Annotated in this window: 24 protein-coding genes and 4 tRNA genes; 8 read left to right on the top strand and 20 right to left on the bottom strand. The window is 69.9% G+C overall.

Annotation, left to right across the window (positions count from 1 at the left end):
* Window positions 1-68 precede the first annotated feature (68 nt).
* The 9 genes from rpoB to ACIP84_RS30690 all read right to left on the bottom strand — a co-directional run bounded on the left by rpoB (window position 69) and on the right by ACIP84_RS30690 (window position 9,247).
* Entirely contained in the window at window positions 69-3,551 is a 3,483-nt protein-coding gene (rpoB, locus tag ACIP84_RS30730; RefSeq protein WP_030549847.1) for a DNA-directed RNA polymerase subunit beta, read from the bottom strand.
* Window positions 3,552-4,100: 549 nt separating this feature from the next.
* Window positions 4,101-4,481, bottom strand: coding sequence for a 50S ribosomal protein L7/L12 (rplL, locus tag ACIP84_RS30725; protein ID WP_355967032.1), 381 nt, complete (start codon window positions 4,479-4,481; stop codon window positions 4,101-4,103).
* 109 nt (window positions 4,482-4,590) lie between these two features.
* A complete protein-coding gene (gene rplJ, locus ACIP84_RS30720) occupies window positions 4,591-5,121 on the bottom strand; it encodes a 50S ribosomal protein L10 (protein WP_030318714.1) in 531 nt (176 codons plus the stop codon).
* Window positions 5,122-5,405: 284 nt separating this feature from the next.
* Window positions 5,406-6,326: a hypothetical protein gene (locus ACIP84_RS30715; RefSeq protein ID WP_401802203.1), complete on the bottom strand. Its 921-nt coding sequence runs from the start codon at window positions 6,324-6,326 to the stop codon at window positions 5,406-5,408.
* A 116-nt stretch (window positions 6,327-6,442) separates the two neighbouring features.
* Window positions 6,443-7,171 (bottom strand): 50S ribosomal protein L1, encoded by a 729-nt coding sequence (rplA, locus tag ACIP84_RS30710; RefSeq protein WP_319310707.1) that lies wholly within the window; start codon window positions 7,169-7,171, stop codon window positions 6,443-6,445.
* A 78-nt stretch (window positions 7,172-7,249) separates the two neighbouring features.
* Window positions 7,250-7,684, bottom strand: coding sequence for a 50S ribosomal protein L11 (rplK, locus tag ACIP84_RS30705; RefSeq protein ID WP_030318720.1), 435 nt, complete (start codon window positions 7,682-7,684; stop codon window positions 7,250-7,252).
* A gap of 158 nt (window positions 7,685-7,842) precedes the next feature.
* Entirely contained in the window at window positions 7,843-8,739 is an 897-nt protein-coding gene (gene nusG / locus ACIP84_RS30700; RefSeq protein ID WP_401802201.1) for a transcription termination/antitermination protein NusG, read from the bottom strand.
* Window positions 8,740-8,783: 44 nt separating this feature from the next.
* Complete coding sequence (gene secE / locus ACIP84_RS30695; RefSeq protein WP_030318724.1) at window positions 8,784-9,071, bottom strand: preprotein translocase subunit SecE; 288 nt, start codon at window positions 9,069-9,071, stop codon at window positions 8,784-8,786.
* A 103-nt stretch (window positions 9,072-9,174) separates the two neighbouring features.
* Window positions 9,175-9,247 (bottom strand) — tRNA-Trp (locus tag ACIP84_RS30690).
* Between the two features lie 207 nt (window positions 9,248-9,454).
* Here ACIP84_RS30690 and ACIP84_RS30685 point away from each other — a divergent pair.
* Together ACIP84_RS30685 and ACIP84_RS30680 are read left to right on the top strand one after the other, a co-directional pair.
* Window positions 9,455-10,681, top strand: a complete 1,227-nt coding sequence (locus ACIP84_RS30685; RefSeq protein WP_401802198.1) for a pyridoxal phosphate-dependent aminotransferase — start codon at window positions 9,455-9,457, stop codon at window positions 10,679-10,681.
* A gap of 139 nt (window positions 10,682-10,820) precedes the next feature.
* A complete protein-coding gene (locus tag ACIP84_RS30680; protein ID WP_401802197.1) occupies window positions 10,821-11,852 on the top strand; it encodes an adenosine deaminase in 1,032 nt (343 codons plus the stop codon).
* Here the strand turns inward: ACIP84_RS30680 and ACIP84_RS30675 are convergent.
* The 9 genes from ACIP84_RS30675 to ACIP84_RS30635 form a co-directional block, all read right to left on the bottom strand.
* Window positions 11,797-12,510 carry a hypothetical protein gene (locus ACIP84_RS30675; protein WP_401802195.1) on the bottom strand — a complete coding sequence of 238 codons (714 nt, stop codon included), beginning with the start codon at window positions 12,508-12,510 and terminating at the stop codon, window positions 11,797-11,799. The genes ACIP84_RS30680 and ACIP84_RS30675 overlap by 56 nt on opposite strands.
* Window positions 12,511-12,551: 41 nt before the next feature.
* A complete protein-coding gene (locus tag ACIP84_RS30670) occupies window positions 12,552-13,661 on the bottom strand; it encodes a UDP-N-acetylmuramate dehydrogenase (RefSeq protein WP_355967013.1) in 1,110 nt (369 codons plus the stop codon).
* 19 nt (window positions 13,662-13,680) lie between these two features.
* Entirely contained in the window at window positions 13,681-15,126 is a 1,446-nt protein-coding gene (locus ACIP84_RS30665) for an MFS transporter (RefSeq protein WP_401802192.1), read from the bottom strand.
* A 100-nt stretch (window positions 15,127-15,226) separates the two neighbouring features.
* Entirely contained in the window at window positions 15,227-15,796 is a 570-nt protein-coding gene (locus tag ACIP84_RS30660) for a TetR/AcrR family transcriptional regulator (RefSeq protein ID WP_401802189.1), read from the bottom strand.
* 129 nt (window positions 15,797-15,925) lie between these two features.
* The gene (locus ACIP84_RS30655) at window positions 15,926-16,354 is read right to left on the bottom strand and encodes a MaoC family dehydratase (protein ID WP_355967004.1); all 429 of its coding nucleotides are present in this window, start codon (window positions 16,352-16,354) and stop codon (window positions 15,926-15,928) included.
* A 2-nt stretch (window positions 16,355-16,356) separates the two neighbouring features.
* Window positions 16,357-16,809, bottom strand: coding sequence for a MaoC family dehydratase N-terminal domain-containing protein (locus ACIP84_RS30650; RefSeq protein ID WP_355967001.1), 453 nt, complete (start codon window positions 16,807-16,809; stop codon window positions 16,357-16,359).
* 82 nt (window positions 16,810-16,891) lie between these two features.
* Window positions 16,892-17,056 (bottom strand): 50S ribosomal protein L33, encoded by a 165-nt coding sequence (gene rpmG, locus ACIP84_RS30645; protein ID WP_003956487.1) that lies wholly within the window; start codon window positions 17,054-17,056, stop codon window positions 16,892-16,894.
* Window positions 17,057-17,142: 86 nt separating this feature from the next.
* Window positions 17,143-17,215 (bottom strand) — tRNA-Met (locus ACIP84_RS30640).
* A 42-nt stretch (window positions 17,216-17,257) separates the two neighbouring features.
* A tRNA-Thr gene (locus ACIP84_RS30635) sits at window positions 17,258-17,330 on the bottom strand.
* Between the two features lie 207 nt (window positions 17,331-17,537).
* On the opposite strand from ACIP84_RS30635, the gene ACIP84_RS30630 reads away from it, so the two are divergent.
* Window positions 17,538-18,818 carry an amidohydrolase family protein gene (locus tag ACIP84_RS30630; protein WP_401802185.1) on the top strand — a complete coding sequence of 427 codons (1,281 nt, stop codon included), beginning with the start codon at window positions 17,538-17,540 and terminating at the stop codon, window positions 18,816-18,818.
* 2 nt (window positions 18,819-18,820) lie between these two features.
* Window positions 18,821-19,477 carry an NAD(P)H-binding protein gene (locus ACIP84_RS30625; protein ID WP_401802182.1) on the top strand — a complete coding sequence of 219 codons (657 nt, stop codon included), beginning with the start codon at window positions 18,821-18,823 and terminating at the stop codon, window positions 19,475-19,477.
* A gap of 70 nt (window positions 19,478-19,547) precedes the next feature.
* On the opposite strand, the gene ACIP84_RS30620 is transcribed toward ACIP84_RS30625, so the two are convergent.
* Window positions 19,548-19,629 (bottom strand) — tRNA-Tyr (locus tag ACIP84_RS30620).
* A gap of 169 nt (window positions 19,630-19,798) precedes the next feature.
* Here ACIP84_RS30620 and ACIP84_RS30615 point away from each other — a divergent pair.
* The 4 genes from ACIP84_RS30615 to ACIP84_RS30600 all read left to right on the top strand — a co-directional run bounded on the left by ACIP84_RS30615 (window position 19,799) and on the right by ACIP84_RS30600 (window position 22,761).
* On the top strand, window positions 19,799-20,290 hold the full coding sequence (locus ACIP84_RS30615) for a YajQ family cyclic di-GMP-binding protein (protein ID WP_015035522.1): 492 nt from the start codon (window positions 19,799-19,801) through the stop codon (window positions 20,288-20,290).
* 104 nt (window positions 20,291-20,394) lie between these two features.
* Window positions 20,395-20,892: a methylated-DNA--[protein]-cysteine S-methyltransferase gene (locus ACIP84_RS30610; protein ID WP_355966993.1), complete on the top strand. Its 498-nt coding sequence runs from the start codon at window positions 20,395-20,397 to the stop codon at window positions 20,890-20,892.
* Window positions 20,889-21,512 (top strand): alpha-ketoglutarate-dependent dioxygenase AlkB, encoded by a 624-nt coding sequence (locus ACIP84_RS30605; protein ID WP_355966991.1) that lies wholly within the window; start codon window positions 20,889-20,891, stop codon window positions 21,510-21,512. The genes ACIP84_RS30610 and ACIP84_RS30605 overlap by 4 nt, the downstream gene beginning before the upstream one ends.
* A 10-nt stretch (window positions 21,513-21,522) precedes the next feature.
* Window positions 21,523-22,761 (top strand): APC family permease, encoded by a 1,239-nt coding sequence (locus ACIP84_RS30600; RefSeq protein WP_401802177.1) that lies wholly within the window; start codon window positions 21,523-21,525, stop codon window positions 22,759-22,761.
* Here ACIP84_RS30600 and ACIP84_RS30595 read toward each other — a convergent pair.
* Window positions 22,727-23,089 (bottom strand): hypothetical protein, encoded by a 363-nt coding sequence (locus ACIP84_RS30595; RefSeq protein ID WP_401802175.1) that lies wholly within the window; start codon window positions 23,087-23,089, stop codon window positions 22,727-22,729. The genes ACIP84_RS30600 and ACIP84_RS30595 overlap by 35 nt on opposite strands.
* Window positions 23,090-23,182 lie beyond the last annotated feature (93 nt).

Here is a 23,182-nt window from a genome sequence, read left to right as displayed (position 1 = left end):
TGATACGGGGGTCCTGGGGCCGGCCGGGGACTCAGCGGTGAAACGCCGAGCCCCCGACCGAACTCCCGTCAGACCTCTTCGACGCTGCTCGGCTCGCGCCGGGACAGGTCGATGCCGAGCTCCTCCGCTGCGCGGAAGACGTCCTCGTCGGTGTCGCGCATCTCGATGGACATGCCGTCCGAGGACAGCACCTCCACGTTGAGGCACAGGGACTGCATCTCCTTGATGAGCACCTTGAAGGACTCGGGGATGCCGGGCTCAGGGATGTTCTCGCCCTTGACGATGGCCTCGTAGACCTTCACGCGGCCGGTCACGTCGTCGGACTTGATCGTCAGCAGCTCCTGGAGGGCGTAAGCGGCGCCGTACGCCTCCAGCGCCCACACCTCCATCTCACCGAAGCGCTGGCCACCGAACTGGGCCTTACCACCCAGCGGCTGCTGGGTGATCATCGAGTACGGACCGGTCGACCGGGCGTGCAGCTTGTCGTCGACCAGGTGGTGGAGCTTGAGGATGTACATGTAACCGACCGAGACCGGGTCGGGGAACGGCTCGCCGGAGCGGCCGTCGAACAGCCTCGCCTTACCGGTCGGGAGCACCATGCGCTCGCCGTCGCGGTTCGGGATGGTGTGGTTCAGCAGACCCGCGAGCTCGTCCTCACGCGCACCGTCGAAGACGGGGGTGGCGACGTTGGTGCCCGGGGCGACCTGGTCGGCGCCGATCGCCTGGAGGCGCTGCGCCCACTCGTCCGCGAGGCCGGAGACGTCCCAGCCGCGGCTGGCGAGCCAGCCGAGGTGGATCTCCAGGACCTGTCCCGGGTTCATTCGGGACGGGACACCCAGCGGGTTGAGGATGATGTCGACCGGGGTGCCGTCCTCGAGGAACGGCATGTCCTCGATCGGAAGGATCTTGGAGATGACGCCCTTGTTGCCGTGGCGGCCGGCGAGCTTGTCACCGTCGGTGATCTTGCGCTTCTGGGCGACGTAGACGCGGACCAGCTGGTTCACGCCCGGGGGAAGCTCGTCGCCCTCCTCGCGGTCGAAGACGCGGACGCCGATGATCTTGCCGATCTCGCCGTGCGGCACCTTCAGCGAGGTGTCACGGACCTCACGGGCCTTCTCACCGAAGATCGCGCGGAGCAGGCGCTCCTCCGGCGTCAGCTCGGTCTCGCCCTTGGGCGTGACCTTGCCGACGAGGATGTCGCCGGCGACGACCTCGGCACCGATACGGATGATGCCGCGCTCGTCGAGGTCGGCGAGGACCTCCTCGGAGACGTTCGGGATGTCCCGGGTGATCTCCTCCGGGCCGAGCTTGGTGTCGCGGGCGTCGACCTCGTGCTCCTCGATGTGGATCGAGGAGAGGACGTCGTCCTGCACGAGGCGCTGCGACAGGATGATCGCGTCCTCGTAGTTGTGACCCTCCCACGGCATGAACGCCACGAGCAGGTTCTTGCCGAGCGCCATCTCGCCGTCTTCGGTGGCGGGACCGTCGGCGAGGACCTGGCCCTCGATGACGCGGTCGCCCTCGTCCACGACGACCTTCTGGTTCACAGAGGTGCCCTGGTTGGAGCGGGAGAACTTGTGCAGGCGGTACGTGATGTACGTGCCGTCGTCGTTGGCGACCGTGACGTAGTCGGCCGACAGCTCCTGGACGACACCGTCCTTCTCGGCCTTGAGCACGTCGCCGGCGTCGGTGGCACAGCGGTACTCCATGCCGGTACCGACGAGCGGGGCCTCCGACTTAATCAGCGGCACCGCCTGACGCATCATGTTCGCGCCCATGAGGGCGCGGTTGGCGTCGTCGTGCTCGAGGAACGGGATCATGGCGGTCGCGACCGACACCATCTGGCGCGGCGAGACGTCCATGTAGTCGACCTCGGACGGGAGGACGTAGTCGACCTCGCCGCCACGCTTACGCACCAGGACGCGGTTCTCGGTGAGACGCATCTCGTCGTTGAGCGCGGCGTTGGCCTGCGCGATGACGAAGCGGTCCTCCTCGTCGGCGGTGACGTAGTCGACCTCGTCGGTGACCTGACCGTCGATGACCTTGCGGTACGGCGTCTCGATGAAGCCGAACGCGTTGACGCGGCCGTACGAGGCGAGCGAACCGATCAGACCGATGTTCGGGCCTTCGGGGGTCTCGATCGGGCACATGCGTCCGTAGTGGGACGGGTGCACGTCTCGGACCTCGAAGCCGGCCCGCTCACGGGACAGACCACCAGGGCCCAGCGCCGAGAGACGACGCTTGTGCGTCAGACCCGACAGCGGGTTGTTCTGGTCCATGAACTGCGACAGCTGGCTGGTGCCGAAGAACTCCTTGATGGAGGCGACGACCGGCCGGATGTTGATCAGGGTCTGCGGCGTGATCGCCTCGACGTCCTGGGTGGTCATGCGCTCACGCACGACGCGCTCCATACGAGCCAGACCCGTGCGGACCTGGTTCTGGATGAGCTCGCCGACGTTGCGCAGACGACGGTTGCCGAAGTGGTCGATGTCGTCGGTCTCGACGACGATCTCGTTGCCGTTCTCGCCGATCGTCTCGGTCTCGCCCGCGTGGAGCTTCACCAGGTACTTGATCGTGGCGATGACGTCGTCGGTGGTGAGCACGCCGGCGTCCAGCGGCTCGTCGGCGCCGAGCTTCTTGTTCACCTTGTAGCGGCCGACCTTGGCGAGGTCGTAGCGCTTCGGGTTGAAGTAGAGGTTCTCGAGCAGCGTCTGAGCGGCCTCACGGGTCGGCGGCTCGCCCGGACGCAGCTTGCGGTAGATGTCGAGCAGCGCGTCGTCCTGGCCCTGGGTGTGGTCCTTCTCCAGGGTGGCGCGCATGGACTCGTACTCGCCGAACTCCTGCAGGATCTGCTCGGTGGTCCAGCCGAGAGCCTTGAGGAGGACGGTGACGGACTGCTTGCGCTTGCGGTCGATGCGGACACCGACCAGGTCGCGCTTGTCGATCTCCATCTCCAGCCAGGCACCCCGGGACGGGATGATCTTGGCGGAGAAGATGTCCTTGTCGGACGTCTTGTCGATGGAGGAGTCGAAGTAGACACCCGGCGAACGGACCAGCTGCGACACCACGACACGCTCGGTGCCGTTGATGACGAAGGTGCCCTTGTTCGTCATGAGCGGGAAGTCGCCCATGAAGACCGTCTGGGACTTGATCTCGCCGGTCTCGTTGTTGGTGAACTCGGCGGTGACGAAGAGCGGGGCGCCGTACGTGAAGTCACGGTCCTTGCACTCGTCGATCGAGTTCTTCGGCGGCTCGAAGCGGTGGTCGCGGAAGGTCAGCGACATCGACCCGGAGAAGTCCTCGATCGGCGAGATCTCCTCGAAGATCTCTTCCAGACCGGACTTCCTGGGGACGTCCTGTCCCGACTCAAGGGCAGCCTCGACGCGAGCCTTCCAGGCGGCGTTGCCGAGCAGCCAGTCAAAGCTCTCGGTCTGCAGCGCGAGGAGGTTCGGAACCTCGAGGGGCTCCTTGATCTTTGCAAAGGAGATGCGCAGCGGGGCGGTGCTTGCGCCGTTGTTCGTATTGGTCGAGGCGTTGCGCGAGGCGGCCAAGAGGGGGTCCTTCCGAGGGCTCGGACTCACTACGCGCGTACCGGTCCCCTGCATCGCTTCACGGCAGACTTTTCCTGATACGACCAGAAGGCCAGCTCAGACGGGGTCGGTCCACGAAGCGGATGCGAAGGTATGCCCCTGGTGACGGGCAGGGGGCAGCTAACAGGCAGCGCAAAGGGTCAGTGTAGCCACTTGGCTCACTGATGTCCAGGGCGAGTAATTCGCGACCCTCGTTGCTCTCAACTCCGCGGTACCTCGCGCCGTGCGGCGCACCTCGATACTGCCCGTTCAGTCGTCGATCCATGCCTCGGAAACGGATCGTTGTGACGACGCGTCCTGAGAATTGCGCGCTGCGTGCGGTTCGTCAAGGCCCCCCGGTCTGCGGGGCGCACGGCGAAGATCACCATACTCCGCCGCCGACGGCCCTCGGGCCCCCCGCCACGCCCTTCCCGGGGAACGCCGAAAGGCGACCACCCAGAAGGGTGATCGCCTTTCGATGCCCCCGCGTTACACGGGGGCAGGAGTCAGCTTCAGCGACTCGAAACGGTCTTACTTGACCGTGACGGAGGCGCCGGCGGCCTTGAGGGACTCGGCAGCCTTCTCGGCGGCCTCCTTCGCGACCTTCTCGAGGACCGGCTTCGGGGTGCCGTCGACGAGGTCCTTGGCCTCCTTGAGGCCCAGGGAGGTGAGCTCGCGCACGACCTTGATGACCTGGATCTTCTTGTCGCCGGCACCCTCGAGGATGACGTCGAACTCGTCCTGCTCGGCCTCGGCCTCGGCCGGGGCAGCGGCGCCCGCGGGGGCGGCAGCGACGGCCGCGGCGGCGGTGACGTCGAACTTCTCCTCGAAGGCCTTCACGAACTCGGAGAGCTCGATGAGGGTCATCTCCTCGAACTGGGCGAGGAGGTCGTCCTGAGAGAGCTTCGCCATGATGGGCGATCCTTCCACTAATTCGGCAGGTGCCGGATGTATAGAGAGGCGGGCGTTACGGCCCGCTACGACCTGTGCCTAGGCGGCGCAGATCATGACGCGAGCCGAATTACTCGGCACCGCCCTGCTCGGCGAGCTTGACGCGAAGCGCCTCCGCGGTGCGGACGAACTTCGACGGCAGCGCCTGCAGGAGCGAGGCAGTCTGGGACTGCTTGCCCTTGAACGCGCCGGCCAGCTTGCTGAGCAGAACCTCGCGGGACTCGAGGTCCGCGAGCTTCTTGAACTCGTCGGCGGACAGCGCCTTGCCGTCAAGGACACCGCCCTTGATGACGAGGTTCGGGTTCTCCTTGGCGAAGTCACGCAGAGCCTTCGCCGACTCCACCGGGTCACCGGTGACGAAGGCGGCCGCGGTCGAACCAGCAAGCTGGTCGTCCAGCGCGGAGATGCCGGCCTGGTTGGCCGCAATCTTGGTCAGCGTGTTCTTCACCACGGCGTACTGGGCGTTCTCACCGAGCGAACGACGCAGCGTCTTCAGCTGCGCCACGGTGAGCCCCGTGTACGAGGTCAGCACGACGGCGTTCGAGCTGCGGAACTTGTCCTCAAGCTCGGCTACCGCGGCAGCCTTGTCGGGCCTTGCCATAGAGCGTCGGCCTCCTTCCGGGTGATGAGGACCGCTCAGAAGGCACTGCCACAACGAAAACGCCCCGGGCGCAGGCGCTCGGGGCTCAGCTCAACCGCATCATGAAGATCCGGGAACTCATCCACAATCACCTGCGCGGGTCGTTCGCGTCGCAGCGAATCCTTCGGCCACCGCACCTTGACGGCACAGTGACGACCAGCGGTCTTTGGCTTCCTCGGAAGAGTACGTGACCGACACGCCCGGGGGCAAATCAGCCCTGACCGCCCCCGGACGCCTGCCGTGCGTCAGGCCTTCCCGCCCCCGGCGCCGAGGCCCTTCAGCATCTCGAAGAGGTCGACGGTGTCCTTGGCCGGCGGGGCCTGGACGGTGGCCTTGGAGCCGTAGTCGGAGAAGTGCATCCCCATCGTCACGGTGCCCTGCGCCGACTTCATGCCGATGTCCATCCGGGCCGGGTAGCCGTCCTCACGGACCCAGACCTCGGTGTCGTACGCCGTGATGCCGGCCTTCTTGACGCTCTCGACCAGGTCCGCGCGGTCCTTCTCGGACAGCACGTCCAGGGACTTGTTGGTGGCGACCATCTGCTCCAGGGTCAGCGTGCCCTTGTAGTGCTGGGTCTCGGCGCCGTCGACCTTCTCGGCACCGAGGTGCTTGAGGTTGGGCGAGTCGAGGAGCAGGGCGAGCTGCTTGGCCGGGTCCTGGTTCATGTTCTCCAGGCCGCCGGTCATCGACTTCGACAGGGCCTTGTCGCCGGACGCCTCCGCGGCGGCCTGCATGTCCAGCTTCATCCAGCGCTTGCCGTCCATCTTGCCGGCCTGCTCGGCACCCATGTCCATGTACATGACGTTGCCGAGCATGATCATGCGCATCTTGTCGGGGCCGCCGGCGTTCCCCGCGCCCAGCATCGAGCCCTTGACGGTGATGTCCATGACCGTCGGGTCCCAGCCCTGGACGCCGGTCATCTCCATGGTGCCGCCGCCCTCGAGACCGGCCGGCAGCTCCATCGTCATCCGGATCTTCGCGGACTTGGCGGCCGAGGTCTTCTCGTAGGCGGTCCGGATCACCTTCGTGATGTCGCCGAGGCTCTGCGTCTGCGCCTCGTCGGCGCCCGCGGCCTTCCCGTCCCCGTCCTGACACCCCGCGACCCCGGTGACGACGGCCACGGCCGTCACGGCGACACCCGCGCGCTTCCATGCGGACATGTTCATCTGTTCCCCCACCCCTCGGGCAGCTTCCTGCGGTCCCTCGAACCGTAACAAAAAGCCGGCCCCGCACCTCCGAGGAGGTGCGGGGCCGGCTTGACCACTCAGTGAGCCGGAAGGGCTCAGACCGCGGCCGGGTCCTCCTCGACGAGGAGGTTGCGGGTGCGGTTCGAGTCCAGCGGGATGCCGGGGCCCATCGTCGTCGTGATGGTCGCCTTCTTGATGTAGCGACCCTTCGCGGCGGACGGCTTCAGACGGAGGATCTCGTCCAGGGCCGCGGCGTAGTTCTCGACCAGCTTCGTGTCATCGAAGGAGACCTTGCCGATGATGAAGTGCAGGTTCGAGTGCTTGTCGACGCGGAACTCGATCTTGCCGCCCTTGATGTCGTTGACAGCCTTGGCGACATCGGGGGTGACGGTGCCGACCTTGGGGTTCGGCATGAGACCACGCGGGCCGAGGACGCGGCCGAGGCGGCCGACCTTGCCCATGAGGTCCGGGGTGGCCACAACGGCGTCGAACTCGTTCAGGCGGTTGCCCTTGGAGATCTCGTCGATGAGCTCGTCGGAGCCGACGATGTCGGCGCCCGCGGCGATCGCGGCCTCGGCACGGTCACCGGTCGCGAAGACCAGGACCCGGGCGGTCTTGCCGGTGCCGTGCGGAAGGTTCACGGTGCCACGGACCATCTGGTCGGCCTTGCGCGGGTCGACGCCCAGGCGGAAGGCGACCTCGACGGTGCCGTCGAACTTGGTGCTGGAGGTCTCCTTGGCGAGACGGACGGCCTCGAGAGGAGCGTAGAGCTTCTCGCTGTCGATCTTGGCGTCCGCTGCGCGGAGGGTCTTGCTGCGCTTCACTGCTTCTCCTGTTGGTTCAGGTGTGGAGTCGTGGTGCGGACCAGCGCTGGCCCTACCACTAGGTCACGAGGGGGGTGATCAGCCCTCGACCGTGATGCCCATGGAACGGGCGGTGCCAGCGATGATCTTGGACGCGGCGTCCAGGTCGTTGGCGTTCAGGTCGGGGAGCTTGACCGTGGCGATCTCGCGGACCTGGGCAGCCGTGAGCTTGGCGACCTTGGTCTTGTGCGGCTCGCCGGAGCCCTTGTCCACACCAGCGGCCTTGAGGATCAGCTTGGCGGCCGGCGGAGTCTTGGTGATGAAGGTGAAGGAGCGGTCTTCGTAGACCGTGATCTCCACCGGCACGACCATGCCACGCTGCGACTCGGTCGCGGCGTTGTAGGCCTTGCAGAACTCCATGATGTTGACGCCGTGCTGGCCCAGCGCGGGACCGACCGGCGGGGCCGGGTTGGCCGCACCAGCGTTGATCTGGAGCTTGATAAGCCCCGTGACCTTCTTCTTCTTGGGAGGCATTGCTCTCTCCGGGTCCTAGTGAGAGTGTTCAGCCCGCCATCCGGTCATCCGGATGGAGGCATACCGCACAACGATAACGGGTATAGACGCGCGGCCAAAAACCGAGCAGGTCAGAGCGGCTGTATGAGCCACTCTGACCTGGTCGGAAACTTGTGAGATCAGTTCTTCTGGATCTGGTCGAAGCTGAGCTCGACCGGGGTCTCGCGACCGAAGATCTCGACGAGGCCCTTGACCTTCTTCGAGTCGGGGTTGATCTCGTTGATGGTCGCCTGGAGGGTGGCGAAGGGGCCGTCGGTGACGGTGACCGAGTCGCCGACCTCGAAGTCCAGCACCTGGACCTCCAGCTTGCGGGCCGGAGCCGGCTTGCCCTCGGCCTCGGCGGCCTCGCGGGCGGCCTTCTCCTCGGCCTCCGGGGCGAGCATCTTGACGATCTCGTCCAGGGTCAGCGGGTACGGGTCGTAGGCGTTGCCCACGAAGCCGGTGACGCCGGGGGTGTTGCGGACGACGCCCCAGGACTCGTTCGTCAGGTCCATGCGGACGAGAACGTAGCCGGGAAGCTTGTTCTGCTTGACGTTCTTCCGCTCGCCGCCCTTGATCTGGACGATCTCTTCCTCGGGGACCTCGGCCTGGTAGATGAAGTCCTCGACGTTGAGCGAGACGGCACGCTGCTCGAGGTTGGCCTTCACGCGCTTCTCGTAGCCCGCGTAGGTGTGGATCACGTACCACTCGCCGGGCAGGGTGCGCAGCTCCTCGCGGAGCGCGGCGACCGGGTCGACCGGGGCGGCCGGCTCGGCCTCCTCCTCGGTCTCTTCCTCGGCGTCCTCGACCTCGTCGGCGACGGACTCGTCGTCCTCGTCAGCCTCGGCTTCGGCGTCCTCTTCGGTCTCCGCCTCGTCCTGGTCCTCGTCCTCGACCTGGAGAGCGGCTTCCTCGGCGGCCTCGCCGGCAACGTCGTCAGCAGCGTCTGCCTGGTCCTCGTCGGCGGCCTCGACGATGTCCAGCTCGTCCTCGACGGACTCGGACTCGAAGGCGTCGTTCAGGTTCGCGTCAGACACGGTGGCTGCTTCTTCCTGCGATACAGATGGGGTGGAACAAAAAGTCAGCCGAAGACGTACTTGACTGCTTCCTGGAAGCCATAGTCAATCACGGTGACAAGGCCGATCATGATGACGACGAAGACAATCACCACGGTGGTGTACGTCGAAAGCTGGCTGCGCGTGGGCCAGACGACCTTGCGGAGCTCGGCGACGATCTGTCGGTAGAAGAGCGCGAGACGGCCCAGAGGGCCCTTCTTGCCGCGCTTGCCGCCCTTGCGGGACTTCTTCTTCGACTCGGAGGCCTCGTCATCGGCATCAGGCATGTCGATGGAGCCTACGGCGTCCGTCACGATCTCTCACCTGATTCCGGGTCGGCCGTGCCGCGCCCGGGTGGAGCCGCACGGCGGTGCAATGAAGTACGTACATGCGCACAACACCTGGCGGTGTGTGTAGCAGGGCCGGAGGGACTTGAACCCCCAACCGCCGGTTTTGGAGACCGGTGCTCTACCAATTGAGCTACGACCCTTTGTTGGTGTCCCTCAACGTACCGCATCGTGAGATGTGGTCGGTGCGGGCCAACGAGGAGTGAGCATACGTGGTCAGAGGCCCCCGCGTCGAACAGAAACCACGACCGACCTGCCGTCGGACGCGCGTACGACCGGGAATGACCGTTCCTGTCCGGTCCGTGAAACCTGTGTGCCGGGCCTTGATGAGGTCTGGGACGATGGGCCGTATGAGCGCTGCTACCCCTCCCACCGAGCGTCGGGTCTCCGCCCGGATCGGTGCGATCTCCGAGTCCGCCACCCTCGCCGTCGACGCCAAGGCCAAGGCCCTCAAGGCCGCCGGGCGCCCGGTGATCGGTTTCGGCGCGGGTGAGCCCGACTTCCCGACCCCGGACTACATCGTCGACGCGGCCGTCGAGGCCTGCAAGAACCCGAAGTACCACCGCTACACGCCGGCCGGCGGTCTGCCGGAGCTCAAGGCCGCCATCGCCGCCAAGACGCTGCGCGACTCCGGCTACGAAGTCGACGCCTCCCAGGTCCTGGTGACCAACGGCGGCAAGCAGGCGATCTACGAGGCGTTCGCCGCGATCCTCGACCCGGGCGACGAGGTCATCGTCCCGGCGCCGTACTGGACGACGTACCCGGAGTCGATCCGCCTCGCGGGCGGTGTCCCGGTGGACGTCGTGGCCGACGAGACCACCGGCTACCGGGTCTCGGTGGAGCAGCTGGAGGCGGCCCGTACGGAGAAGACCAAGGTCGTCCTCTTCGTCTCGCCGTCGAACCCGACCGGCGCCGTCTACAGCGAGGCCGAGACCGAGGCGATCGGCCGCTGGGCCGTCGAGCACGGTCTGTGGGTCCTCACGGACGAGATCTACGAGCACCTGGTGTACGGCGGCGCCTCCGCCGTCTCCCTGCCGGCGGTCATGCCGGAGCTGCGCGACAAGTGCATCGTGGTCAACGGCGTCGCCAAGACCTACGCGATGACCGGCTGGCGCGTGGGGTGGATCATCGGCCCGAAGGACGTCGTGAAGGCCGCGACGAACCTGCAGTCGCACGCCACGTCCAACGTGAGCAACGTCGCGCAGATCGCCGCCCTCGCCGCCGTCTCGGGCGACCTGGACGCCGTCGCGGAGATGGGGCGCGCCTTCGACCGCCGTCGCCAGACCATCGTGCGGATGCTCAACGAGATCGAAGGCGTGCTGTGCCCGACCCCGGAGGGCGCCTTCTACGTGTACCCCTCGGTGAAGGCCCTGCTCGGCAAGGAGATCCGCGGCACGCGCCCGCAGACCTCCGTCGAGCTGGCCGCCCTGATCCTGGACGAGGCCGAGGTCGCGGTCGTCCCGGGCGAGGCCTTCGGCACGCCGGGCTACCTGCGCCTGTCGTACGCGCTGGGCGACGAGGACCTGGTGGAGGGCGTGTCCCGGCTGCAGAAGCTCCTCGCCGAGGCGACGGACTGAGCGGGACCGGCAAGTAACGTTCCTAGGTGATGGCGGGCCCCCGGTTCTTCGGAGCCGGGGGCCCGCTTTTGCGTTCTAGCAAGGTCCCGATCGGGGAAACGGGGTGCCTTCGTCCATTCGGGTGCGGCAGGATCAGCCAATGGAGCACGTTTACCGCGATCTCACCCAGCTGCCCAAGGCCCATCTGCACCTGCACTTCACCGGTTCGATGCGGCCCACCACCCTGATCGAGCTGGCCGACAAGTACGGCGTGCATCTTCCCGAGGCGCTGAGCAGTGGTACGCCTCCGAAGCTGAGGGCGACCGACGAGCGCGGCTGGTTCCGCTTCCAGCGGCTGTACGACATCGCCCGCTCCTGCCTGCGCGCCCCCGAGGACATCCAGCGGCTCGTCCGCGAGGCGGCCCAGGAGGACGTCCGGGACGGGTCGGGCTGGCTGGAGATCCAGGTCGACCCCACCTCGTACGCCCCGCACCTCGGCGGGCTCATCCCGGCCCTGGAGATCATCCTCGACGCGGTCGACGCGGCATCGCGGGAGACCGGGCTCGGGATGCGGGTGCTCGTCGCGGCGAACCGGATGAAGCACCCCCTGGAGGCGCGGACGCTCGCCCGGCTCGCGGTGCGGTTCGCGGACCGGGGTGTGGTCGGCTTCGGGCTCTCCAACGACGAGCGGCGCGGCCTGGCCCGGGACTTCGACCGGGCCTTCGCCATCGCGCGCGACGGTGGCCTGCTCGCGGCCCCGCACGGCGGCGAACTGACGGGTCCGGCGTCCGTACGGGACTGCCTGGACGATCTGCGGGCGTCCCGGGTCGGCCACGGAGTCCGGTCCGCCGAGGACCCGCGGCTGCTGCGCAAGCTGGCGGAGCGCGGAGTGACCTGCGAGGTCTGCCCGGCGTCCAACGTGGCCCTCGGGGTGTACGAGAAGCACGAGGACGTCCCGCTGCGGACGCTCTTCGACGCGGGGGTGCCGATGGCCCTCGGTGCGGACGACCCGCTGCTCTTCGGCTCCCGCCTGGCGGCGCAGTACGAGATCGCCCGCAGGCACCACGGCTTCACGGACCCGGAACTGGCCGAACTGGCCCGGCAGTCGGTCCGCGGCTCGGCGGCGCCGGAGGACATCAGGGAGAAGCTGCTGGCCGGGATCGACGACTGGCTGGCCGTCCCGGCGGGGTGAAGCGGTGCAGCGGGGGCCGGGCCTGAAACCCGATGTCCACCTCGGTGCGGTCCCACCCGGACGCGGGCTGCTCCAGGAACGGGGTCAGCGAGGCGAGCAGGACGTCGTGGCCCTTGGGGGCCCGCTCGTGCAGCGGCCCGTGTCCGGCCGCCACGGCGAGCTCCCCCGCGGCGGCCGAGAGCACGTCGCGGTCGCCGAAGAGGAAGAGGGTGCGGGCGTGCACGGCGGGCCGGAGCCGTCCGGCGACCCGCTCGGGGGCCGCCTCCCAGGCGGCGGCGCGGTCGGCGGTGCGCCGCTCGTCGGTACGGAGGGTCAGCGGCCGCCCGTCGCGGAGCCGGCCGCGCAGCGCGGGCCAGGCGGAGGGGCGCAGGCCGCCGGTGTCCCGGTGGGCGAGGACGAGGTCGACGGGGGTGCCCGGCGCGTAGGCGCGCGGCAGGCTGTCGCGCAGCGGGACGTGGACGACCGTGTGCCGGGAGAACGCGGCGAAGGAGAAGAGCGCGGCGAGCCGGGAGAGGCCGTCGTGGTCGCCGACGAGGTAGCCCCAGCGGTCGTGGACGGGCGAGTTGACCGTGGTGTGCCGCAGCGGGGGCCACGGCCGGACGACTCGGTGTTCGCGCTCCCCCGCGCGGATCCGGTACTCCCGGGCCTTGAGGCGCATCCGGAAAGACTGCGGGTCCGCGCGGCTCCCGCGCAACCGCTTCAGAGGCTGACGCCGACCGTCACGGGCTCGTTGACCAGCGTGATGCCGAAGGCCTCGTGGACCCCGGCGACGACCTCACGGGCCAGTGCGAGGAGGTCCTCGGTGGTCGCCTCGCCCCGGTTGGTCAGCGCGAGCGTGTGCTTGGTGGAGATCCGCGCGGGCCCGGAGCCGTATCCCTTGGTGAACCCGGCCTTGTCGATCAGCCAGGCGGCGGAGGTCTTCACGGCGCCGTCCTCGCCCGCGGGGAAGGCCGGCGGGGTGACGTCCGCGCCGAGGCGCCCGGCCACGCGTGTGAGGAAGGTCTCGTACTCCCCCGCCGTGAGGATCGGGTTGGTGAAGAAGGAGCCGGCGGACCAGGTGTCGTGGTCCGCCGGGTCCAGGACCATGCCCTTGCCGGCGCGCAGCCGCAGGACGGTCTCGCGGGCCTGCGCGAGCGGCACCCGGTCGCCCGCCTCGACGCCGAGGGCGCGGGCGGTCTCCGCGTACTTGATCGGCGCGGAGAGGCCGTCCGCGTCCTCCAGCTCGAAGCGGACCCGGAGCACCACGTACCGCTCGGGGTGCTCCTTGAAGAGGCTGTGGCGGTACGAGAAGGCGCACTCGGCGTTGGTGAGGGTGACGGTCTCCTCGGCGCGCCGGTCGTAGGCGACGACTTCGGTCACGGTGGCGGAGACGTCCTGCCCGTACGCGCCGACGTTCTGGATCGGGGTCGCGCCGGCCGAGCCGGGGATGCCGGCCAGGCACTCGATGCCGGCGAGCCCGGCCTCGACGGTGCGGGCGACGGCGTCCGTCCAGACCTCGCCGGCGGCGAGCTCCAGCGTCGTCCCGTCGAGGGCGAAGCCCTCGGTCGCGATCCGCAGGGCGGTGCCGTCGAAGCCCTTGTCGCCGATGACGAGGTTGGATCCGCCGCCGATGATCAGCAGCGGCGTCCCCGTGGCGTCGGCCTCGCGTACGGCCGCGACCACCTCGTCGTCCGTGGTGGCGGTGACGAGCCGGGCCGCGGGACCGCCGAGCCGGAAGGTGGTCAGGGGCGCGAGGGGGGCGTCGAGAAGAGGCTGCACGGGCTCAAGAGTACGGGGCGGTGCTGATGGGGAGACGTTTCGTCTCCCCATCAGGACGGCGCGGGGCCGCTCAGGCGGCGACCAGGTCCTTCTCGCCGGCCTCCGCCTCGGCGGCCGCCTCCGCCTTCCGCCGGGCCTCCTGGCGCCGCGACGGCGCGAACAGCACCGCCACCGCGCCGAGGGCCACCGCCCCCGCGCCGACCCACAGGGCGGGCAGCAGGCCGTCGACGAAGCTCTGGCCGGTCGCGTAGCCGCCCTGGGCGGCGAAGATCGAGGCCATCACGGCGACGCCGAGCGCGCCGCCGACCTCACGCAGCGCGTTGTTGGCGCCGGAGGCCATGCCCTGCTCGGACGGCCGGACGCTGGACATCACGAGGTTGGCCGCCGGTGCGAAGTACAGGGCCATGCCGATGCCGCTCACCACGAGGGCGGGGAGCTGGGCGGCGTACGAGGCGTCGGGGGTCAGGACGAGCGCGAACCAGGCGAGGCCGACCGCCTGGAGGGCGAGGCCGGCGGCGACGACCGGGCGGCCGCCGATGCGGTCGGAGAGGGCGCCCGCGAGCGGCGCGACGATCATGGGCATTCCGGTCCAGGGAAGCATCCGCAGCCCGGCCTCGGTGGGCGAGTAGCCGAGGACGCCCTGCATGTACTGGCTGAGCAGGAAGATCGAGCCGAACATGCCGAGGAACATCAGCAGGCTGGCCGCGTTGATCCCGGCGAAGGCGCGGTTGCGGAAGAGCCGCATGGGCAGCATCGGCGCCTTGGCGCGTATGCCGTGGCGGATGAATCCGCCGATGAGCGCGGTGCCGGCGATCAGTCCGGTGAGGACGGTCAGGGAGGTCCAGCCGTCGATCGGGCCGCGGATCAGCGCGTACACGATGCCGAAGAGGCCGCCGCTGGCGAGGAGTGTGCCGGTGATGTCGAGGGGGGCGCCGGTGCCGTGCGACTCGGCGAGGCGCAGCCGGGCGAGCGGCAGCAGGGCGAGGCCGAGCGGGACGTTCAGCCAGAAGATCCACTGCCAGGAGAGGTGCTCGGTGAGGACGCCGCCGATGAGGGGGCCCGAGGCGACGGCGAGTCCCTGGACGGCGCCCCAGACGCCGAAGGCCGTACCGCGCTTGGCGGCCGGGACGGCCGCGGTGAGCAGGGTGAGCGTGAGCGGCATCATGATCGCGGCGCCGACGCCCTGGACGGCGCGGGCGGCGATCAGCGCGTCGATGCCGGGGGCGAGGGCGGCCGCGGCGGAGGCGCCGGTGAAGACGGTGAGTCCGACGAGGAAGAGGCGGCGCCGGCCGAAGCGGTCGCCGAGGGCGGCGCCGAACATGAGCAGGACGGCGAAGGTGAGGGTGTACGCGCTCACCGTCCATTCGAGGTCGTGCAGTGCTCCGCCGAGGTCCTCGCGGATCGAGGGGAGGGCGGTGGTGACGACGAGGTTGTCGAGGGCCGCCATGAAGCCCGCGGCGCTGGTGATGACGAGTGCCCAGGCGGCGGAACCGCGGCGGGCTGCTGGCTGGTTCATTACTGCCCCTCAGATCTCAGGTTAGTTATCACTGACTAACTTTCGCCCCCATGAAAGAGCGGGGACGGACGGGCGGGACCCGCGAAGGCGGGCGGTGGCGCTACTCCTCCGAACCGCCGGGGCGCCGGACGGAGGGGTAGAACCCCTCCCAGACCCGGTGCTCGGGCGGGAAGCCCATGGCGACGAGGGTGTTGATGAGCATCCCGTACGCCAGGAAGGTCGTGGTCTCGTCGGCGTCGGCGCCGAGCGCGAGGTGGACGGTCTCCCAGAGGGTCGTCCAGCCGGCCCGTACGGCCTCGCCGAACTCGTGGTCGCCGGCCGCCTCCGCGGCGGCGACGGTCACGTACACCTGCATCTGCATGAGGAGCCGGTCGGGGTCCTCGGTGATGATCCGGGTGTATGCGGAGGCCATGGCATGGAGGGCCTCCTGGCCGGTCAGCCCCTCCGAGGCCTCCTCGAAGACACGGATCGTGTCGCTGATGCAGCGCTCGGAGGCGGCGAGGAAGATCGCCTTCTTGCCGGGGAAGAGCCGGAAGAGGTACGGCTGCGAGACGCCGACGCGCTTGGCGATCGCCTCGGTGGACGTGCCGTAGTACCCGCCGCGGCTGAACTCGCTCATCGCCGCTCGAACGACGCTCTCGCGCCGCTCCTCCGCACTCATCCTGACCATGGACACCAAGTTAGTGCTCACTCACTAACTTGGCAAGCGGAAAGGCGGGCGGCCGCTCTCCGCGGCCGCCCGACCCTGCCCTGCTCTGCTCTGCCCTGCTCTGCTCTGCTCTGCGATCGAGGGGTTCGGCTACGCGAGCCGGACCACGGCACGGGACATGCCCAGGACCTTCTGGCCGGCGCACATCGCGGTCAGGTCGACCCGCACCTGCTGGTCGTCCAGCTTCGCGGCGACCTTGGCACTGACCTCGATCAGCGCGCCGGTCCCGTCGTTGGGCACGACGACCGGCTTGGTGAAGCGGACGCCGTACTCGACGACGGCGGCGGGGTCGCCGGCCCAGTCGGTGACGACGCGGATCGCCTCGGCCATGGTGAACATGCCGTGGGCGATGACGTCGGGGAGGCCGACCTCCACCGCGAACTTCTCGTTCCAGTGGATGGGGTTGAAGTCCCCGGAGGCGCCGGCGTACCGGACGAGTGTGGCGCGACTCACGGGAAACGTCTGCGCGGGCAGCTCGGTACCGACCTCGACCTCGTCGTAGGCGATCTTCGCGGTCATGGTCAGGCCCCCTCGGGTGCGCGGGAGACGAGCTTCGTCCAGGCGGTCACGACGTGCTCACCGGACTCGTCGTGGACCTCGCCGCGGATGTCCAGGATGTCGTTGCCCGCGAGGGACTTGATCGCCTCGATGGTGGAGGTGACCGAGAGCCGGTCCCCGGCGCGCACCGGCCGCGTGTAGACGAACTTCTGGTCGCCGTGGACGACCCGGCTGTAGTCGAGACCCAGCTGGGGGTCCTCGATGACCGCGCCGGCCGCCTTGAACGTGATGGCGAACACGAACGTCGGCGGAGCGATCACATCGGGGTGCCCGAGTTCCTTGGCCGCTTCCTGGTCGACGTAGGCGGGATTCCCGTCCCCGATCGCCTCGGCGAACTCGCGGATCTTCTCGCGGCCGACCTCGTAGGCCGGGGTGGGCGGATAGGTCCGGCCCACGAAGGACTGGTCGAGCGCCATGGACTCGATACCTCCTGGTTTTGTTGCCGACAAACGACACGAGGCCGCCCCCGAGTGGGGACGGCCTCGTGTACGAGCCTGGTTAGCGCGTCTCGCGGTGTGCAGTGTGCGAGTTGCAGCGGGGGCAGTGCTTCTTCATCTCAAGACGGTCCGGGTTGTTACGCCGGTTCTTCTTGGTGATGTAGTTCCGCTCCTTGCACTCCACGCAGGCCAGCGTGATCTTCGGGCGGACGTCGGTGGCAGCCACGTGAGTGCTCCTTGGACGGATGGGACGGATGAACGCATAAAAGAGTAGCCGATCGAAGGACCGACCCCACAATCGGCTACCGTGTGTAGCGGTGACCGGACTTGAACCGGTGACACAGCGATTATGAGCCGCTTGCTCTACCGACTGAGCTACACCGCTTTGATGATCCGGATCCGCCCGAAGGCGGTTCCTTCTCACCAGAGCCCCAATACGGAATCGAACCGTAGACCTTCTCCTTACCATGGAGACGCTCTACCGACTGAGCTATTGGGGCGAGCGAGGAAGACATTACACGGTCTCCGGCCCATCGCCCAAATCCGTTTCCCGGGGCCCTCGCGACGGCCCTCACCAGGCGTCCCGTACGCCACTCGTGGCCTCATCGGTACGACTATTGCGCTCCTCCTCGAAGCTCGGTCCGAGCGCCCCTAGGCTCTGCCCCACGCTTCGTGATCTTGATCTTGAGGAGCCTTGAGGAGCCCCGATGTCCGCCGAAAGCAAGCAGCCCCAGCCGCCCGAGGACGGGGCCGCCACCAGGGCCGACTCGACCTCGCTCCTGCTCTCCCACGCACGGCTCACCGACGGGCGGACCGTGGACGTACGGCTCGTCGGCGGCCGGATCGAGGCGGTCGGCACGGCCGGCAGCCTCACCGCCGTGGGCACGCGCGTGGACCTCGCCGGCTATCTGCTGCTCCCCGCCGCCGCCGAACCCCACGCCCACGCCGACACCGCGCTCTCCGCCGACTCCCCCGGGCCCGTCTCGTACGCCCCCGAGGAGGTGCAGCGCCGGGCCACCGAGGCGGCGCTGCTCCAGCTCGGCCACGGCGCGACCGCGCAGCGCGCGCACGTCCGGATCGGCGACGTCCACGGACTCGGCCCGCTCGAAGCCGTCCTCCAGACCCGGCGCTCGCTGCGCGGCCTCGTGGACCTCACCGCGGTCGCGGTGCCGAGGCTGCTCACCGGGGTGGCCGGCGCGGACGGGCTCGCGATGCTGCGGGACGCGGTGAAGATGGGCGCCGGGGTGGTGGGGGGCTGCCCGGACCTCGACCCGGACCCGGCGGGGTACGTGGAGGCGGTCCTGGAGGTCGCGGCCGAGCACGGCGTACCGGTCGACCTGCACACCGACGGGGACGACCCGGCCCGGCTCGCCCGGCTCGCGGCGATGGCCGGCGGGCTGCGGCCCGGCGTGACGACCGGACCGTGCGCGGGCCTCGGCCGGCTCCCCTCCGACGTGGCGCGGCGGGCGGCGGACGGGCTCGCGGCGGCCGGCGTGACCGTGGTGTGCCTGCCGCAGGGCGGCTGCGGGGGCACGGAGTCGCGCGGCGCGGCGCCGGTGCGGCTGCTGCGGGCGGCCGGAGTGCGGCTCGCGGCGGGCAGCGGGGCGATGCGGGACGTGGCCAACCCGGTGGGGCGCGGTGATCCGCTGGAGGCGGCGTACCTCCTCGCCTCGCTCGGCGGCCTGCCGGCGGAGGAGGCGTACGCGGCGGTGAGCGCGGAGGCGCGGGCGGCGATGGGGCTGCCGGAGGTGCGGGTCGAGGCCGGTTTCCCGGCGGAGCTGCTCGCGGTGCGCGGCGAGCGCCTGTCGGGCGTGCTGTCCCTCGCGTACAGCCGGATCGTGGTGCACCGGGGGCGGGTGGTGGCCCGGACGAGCGCGGTGCGCGAGTACTGCGACTCGGCGGCGGCGCTCGACCTGCCCCGCCAGGCCCGCCCGGAGCGGCCGCCCGAGCCGGGAAGCCCTCCGGCCGGTCCCGTCGTACGGTCGTGAGTATGCGCATCGTCATCGCTGGAGGACACGGACAGATCGCCCTGCGTCTGGAGAGGCTGCTCTCGGCGCACGGGCACGAGGTCGCGGGCATCATCCGCAGACCGGAACAGGCGGGGGACCTGCGGGACGCGGGGGCCGAGCCCGTCGTCCTCGACCTGGAGTCGGCGTCGGTCGAGATGGTCGCCGCCGTGCTCCAGGGCGCCGACGCGGCCGTCTTCGCGGCCGGCGCGGGCCCGGGCAGCGGCGTGGACCGCAAGGACACGGTCGACCGCGCGGCGGCGGTCCTGTTCGCCGACGCGGCCGAACGCGGGGGCGTGCGCCGGTACATCGTCATCTCGTCGATGGGCGCGGACGCCACGCACGAGGGTGACGGGGTCTTCGACGCCTACCTGCGCGCCAAGGGCGCGGCCGACGACGAGATCCGCTCCCGTACGGCCCTGGACTGGACGATCCTGCGCCCCGGGAGCCTCACGGACGACGCGGGCACGGGCCTGGTCCGCCTGGAGGCCCGCACGGGCCCCGGCACGGTCCCCCGCGACGACGTGGCGGCGACCATCGCCGAACTCCTGGACACCCCGGCGACGGCCGGCCTGACCCTGGAACTGATCTCGGGCTCGACCCCGGTCTCGGTCGCGGTGAAGGACGTGGCCGGAAACTGACGGGTCCTGCACCACCCGCGGAAACGAAGGAAGGTCCCCGGTGCAAGCACCGGGGACCTTCCGTTTCGCGTGGCGACGCCAGGATTCGAACCTGGGTAGGCTAAGCCGACGGATTTACAGTCCGCTCCCATTGGCCACTCGGGCACATCGCCATGAGATCGCTGCCGTGGAGCCGCTTTTCGGCGGTGTTCCGTGGCAACGACGTAAACGATACCTGATCCCGGGGGGTGGTTCGCCACCCGGTTGATCAGCGGTTCGGGCCGTGGCTCACCCCCTAGGCTTTGGGCTGTACCCAAGCATCCGAGCAAGGAGCCACGAGTCATGGCCGACTCCAGTTTCGACATCGTGTCCAAGGTCGAGCGGCAGGAGGTCGACAACGCCCTCAACCAGGCCGTGAAGGAGATCTCGCAGCGCTACGACTTCAAGGGAACCAACGCCTCGATCTCGTGGTCGGGCGAGAAGATCCTCATGCAGGCCAACGGCGAGGAGCGCGTCATGGCGATCCTCGACATCTTCCAGACCAAGCTGATCAAGCGGGGCATCTCGCTGAAGTCGCTGGACGTCGAGGGTGAGCCGCAGCTGTCCGGCAAGGAGTACAAGCTCTTCGCCTCGGTGACCGAGGGCATCTCCCAGGAGAACGCCAAGAAGGTCGCCAAGGCCATCCGCGACGAGGGCCCCAAGGGCGTCAAGGCGCAGGTCCAGGGTGACGAGCTGCGGGTCAGCTCGAAGAGCCGGGACGACCTGCAGGCCGTGCAGGCGCTGCTCAAGGGCAAGGACTTCGACTTCGCGATCCAGTTCGTGAACTACCGCTGACCCCGTAGCGGGTCGCGAGGCTCGTGTCCGAATACCGCCAGCCCGAGGCGCGGCGGCCCCCGCACACTGGACGTGGAAGACCCGTGCGGGGAGAGGAACCAGCCATGACCGTGTACGCGTACGTCGACGGCCCCCTGGGCGAGATGCTGCTTGTCGGACAGCTCGCCGGAGGGGGCCGTGCCGTGCTGCGCTCGCTGTCCCTGCCGGGGCAGAAGGGCGCCGTCGTGGTCGAGGCCGGCTGGACCCTGGCACCCGAGGCCTTCGCCGAGGTCGCGGCGCAGCTCGACGAGTACTTCGCCGGGCGGCGCGACCGGTTCGACCTGCCGCTCGACGGCGACGCCGGGACCGAGTTCCAGCGGCGCGTCTGGCGGGCCCTGGAGGAGATCCCGTACGGCACGACCGTCTCGTACGGGGAGATCGCCCGGCGGGTCGGTTCCCCGGGCGCCGGTGTACGGGCCGTGGGGACCGCGATCGGGCGCAATCCGCTGCTCGTGGTGCGGCCCTGCCACCGGGTGATCGGGGCCGACGGCGGTCTGCGCGGGTACGCCGCGGGGCTCGACCGCAAGGAGCGGCTCCTCGGCCTGGAGGGAGCCCCGGTGTGACCGAGGGGCTGTTCCCCCGCGAGCGGGCCACGATCGCGCCCGGCGCGGTGCACGTGCCCGCGTGGCTCCCGCCCGCGCGGCAGCGGGAGTTGGTGGACGTCTGCCGGGAGTGGGGCCGGGGCCCCGTGCCGTACCGGCAGACCGTGCTGCCCGGCGGCGGGGTCATGTCGGTGCGGTCGCTGTGCCTGGGCCGGCAGTGGGTGCCGTACCGCTATCTCGACTCCGTCGGCATTCCGTTGCCCGACTGGCTCGTGGACCTGGGCCGGGAGGCGCTCGTCGAGGCGTACGGGGACGACGGCGGGTTCACTCCCGACACCGCGCTCGTGAACTTCTACGCGCCGGGGGCGCGGATGGGCATGCACCAGGACCGCGAGGAGCGCTCGGGGGCGCCGGTGGTGTCGCTGAGCCTCGGGGACCGGTGCGTGTTCCGCTTCGGCAACGAGGAGAGCCGGGGACGTCCGTACCAGGACGTCGAGCTGGCCTCCGGTGACCTGTTCGTGTTCGGCGGGGCTTCGCGGCGGGTCCATCACGGGGTGCCGAAGGTCTGGCCCGGAACGGCCGACCCCGCACTCGGGCTTGCCGGACGACTCAACATCACCCTCAGGGAGACGGGGCTCTAGGCTGCGGCGCATGAGTGCTGAGCTGCGCCGGTCCCTGGGCGTGTTCGACGCGGTCGTGATCGGGCTCGGCGCCATGGTCGGGGCCGGGATCTTCGTCGCGCTCGGGCCCGCCGCGGGGGCCGCCGGGTCCGGGGGCGGGCTGCTCCTCGCGCTCGGGATCGCCGCCGTCGTCGCGTACTGCAACGCCATGGCCTCGGCTCGGCTCGCCGCCCGGTACCCCAGTTCGGGCGGCACCTATGTGTACGGTCGCGAATGCCTCGGATCGTTCTGGGGGTACCTCGCAGGCTGGGCGTTCGTGGTCGGCAAGACGGCCTCCTGCGCGGCGATGGCCCTGACCGTCGGCGCCTACGTGTGGCCGGAGCACGCGCACGTCGTGGCGGTGGCCGCCGTCGTGGCCCTGACAGCGGTCAACTACGGGGGAGTTCAGAAGTCGTCACTGGTCGCAAGAGTGGCCGTGGGCATCGTCCTCGCCGTCCTCGCCGCGGTCGTCGCGGTCGGCCTCGGGGCCGGCGGGACGACCCCGCTCTCGCTCGGCTCCGAGCTCACCACCGGCGGGGTGCTGCAGGCCGCGGGTTTGCTCTTCTTCGCATTCGCGGGGTACGCGCGCATCGCCACGCTCGGCGAGGAGGTCCGCGACCCGGCCCGGACGATCCCCCGGGCCGTACCCCTCGCCCTGGGCATCGCGCTCGCCGTCTACGCGCTCGTCGCGGTCAGCGTGCTCACCGTCCTCGGCCCCGAGGCACTCGCCGACTCCCCCGCGCCACTGACGGACACCGCCCGGACGGCGGGCGCCGCGTGGCTGGTGCCGGTGGTCGCGGTGGGCGCGGCCGTCGCGGCCCTCGGCTCGCTGCTCTCACTGATCCTCGGGGTGTCCCGTACGACCCTCGCGATGGCCAGGGACGCCTACCTGCCGACCGCGCTCGCGGCCGTCCACCCCCGCTTCCAGGTGCCGCACCGCGCCGAGCTCGCGGTGGGCGCGGTGGTCGCCGTCGTCGCGGCGACGGCGGACGTGCGGGGCGCGATCGGCTTCTCGTCCTTCGGGGTGCTCGTCTACTACGGCATCGCGAACGCCTCCGCCTGGACCCTGGGACCCGCGCGCCGGCCGCTCGCCGCGCTCGGGCTCGCCGGCTGCGCGGCGCTCGCCTTCGCGCTGCCGCTCGGCGCCGTCCTCGCGGGGTCCGGGGTGGTCGCCGCGGGCGTGGTGGCGTGGGCGATCAGTCGAGGACGAGCCGTACCCCCGCCTTCCTGAGGGCGTCGGCCAACTCCGGGAAGGTCGCGGGACGCCGTCCGCGCCACGGCTGGACACCCAGGCAGGCGCGGGCCACGTCGGCCCGGTGCCAGACGAGCGTGACACCCGCCCACTCCTCCCCGAACACGCCGGCCTCGGCACCGGACCCCCGGCCGGGGCCGTACACGGCCTCCCCGAGGGCGCACAGGAAGGACGTCTCGTCGACCACGTCCGTCCCGTCCAGGTCGTACGTGCCCTCCGGGATGATCTCCGGGGCGCCGCGCGGCCGGCGGGCCGCCTGTCTCAGCCACTCGCCGCGCGGCTCGCAGCCGCGGAGCTCGTAGCGCAAGGCACCGGCGCGGGCTCCCCGTACAGGCCGTCGACGTCCGTGCAGAGGGCGACGGCGTACGAGCCGGAGAGGAGCGCGTAGCGGGGGTTCTGC

It is taken from the genome of Streptomyces sp. NPDC088707 (assembly GCF_044752725.1).
In the GTDB taxonomy this organism is placed as follows: Bacteria; Actinomycetota; Actinomycetes; order Streptomycetales; family Streptomycetaceae; genus Streptomyces.
The sequence above is the reverse complement of the archived record's forward strand: the minus strand, read 5'-3'. Positions and strand labels throughout refer to the sequence as shown.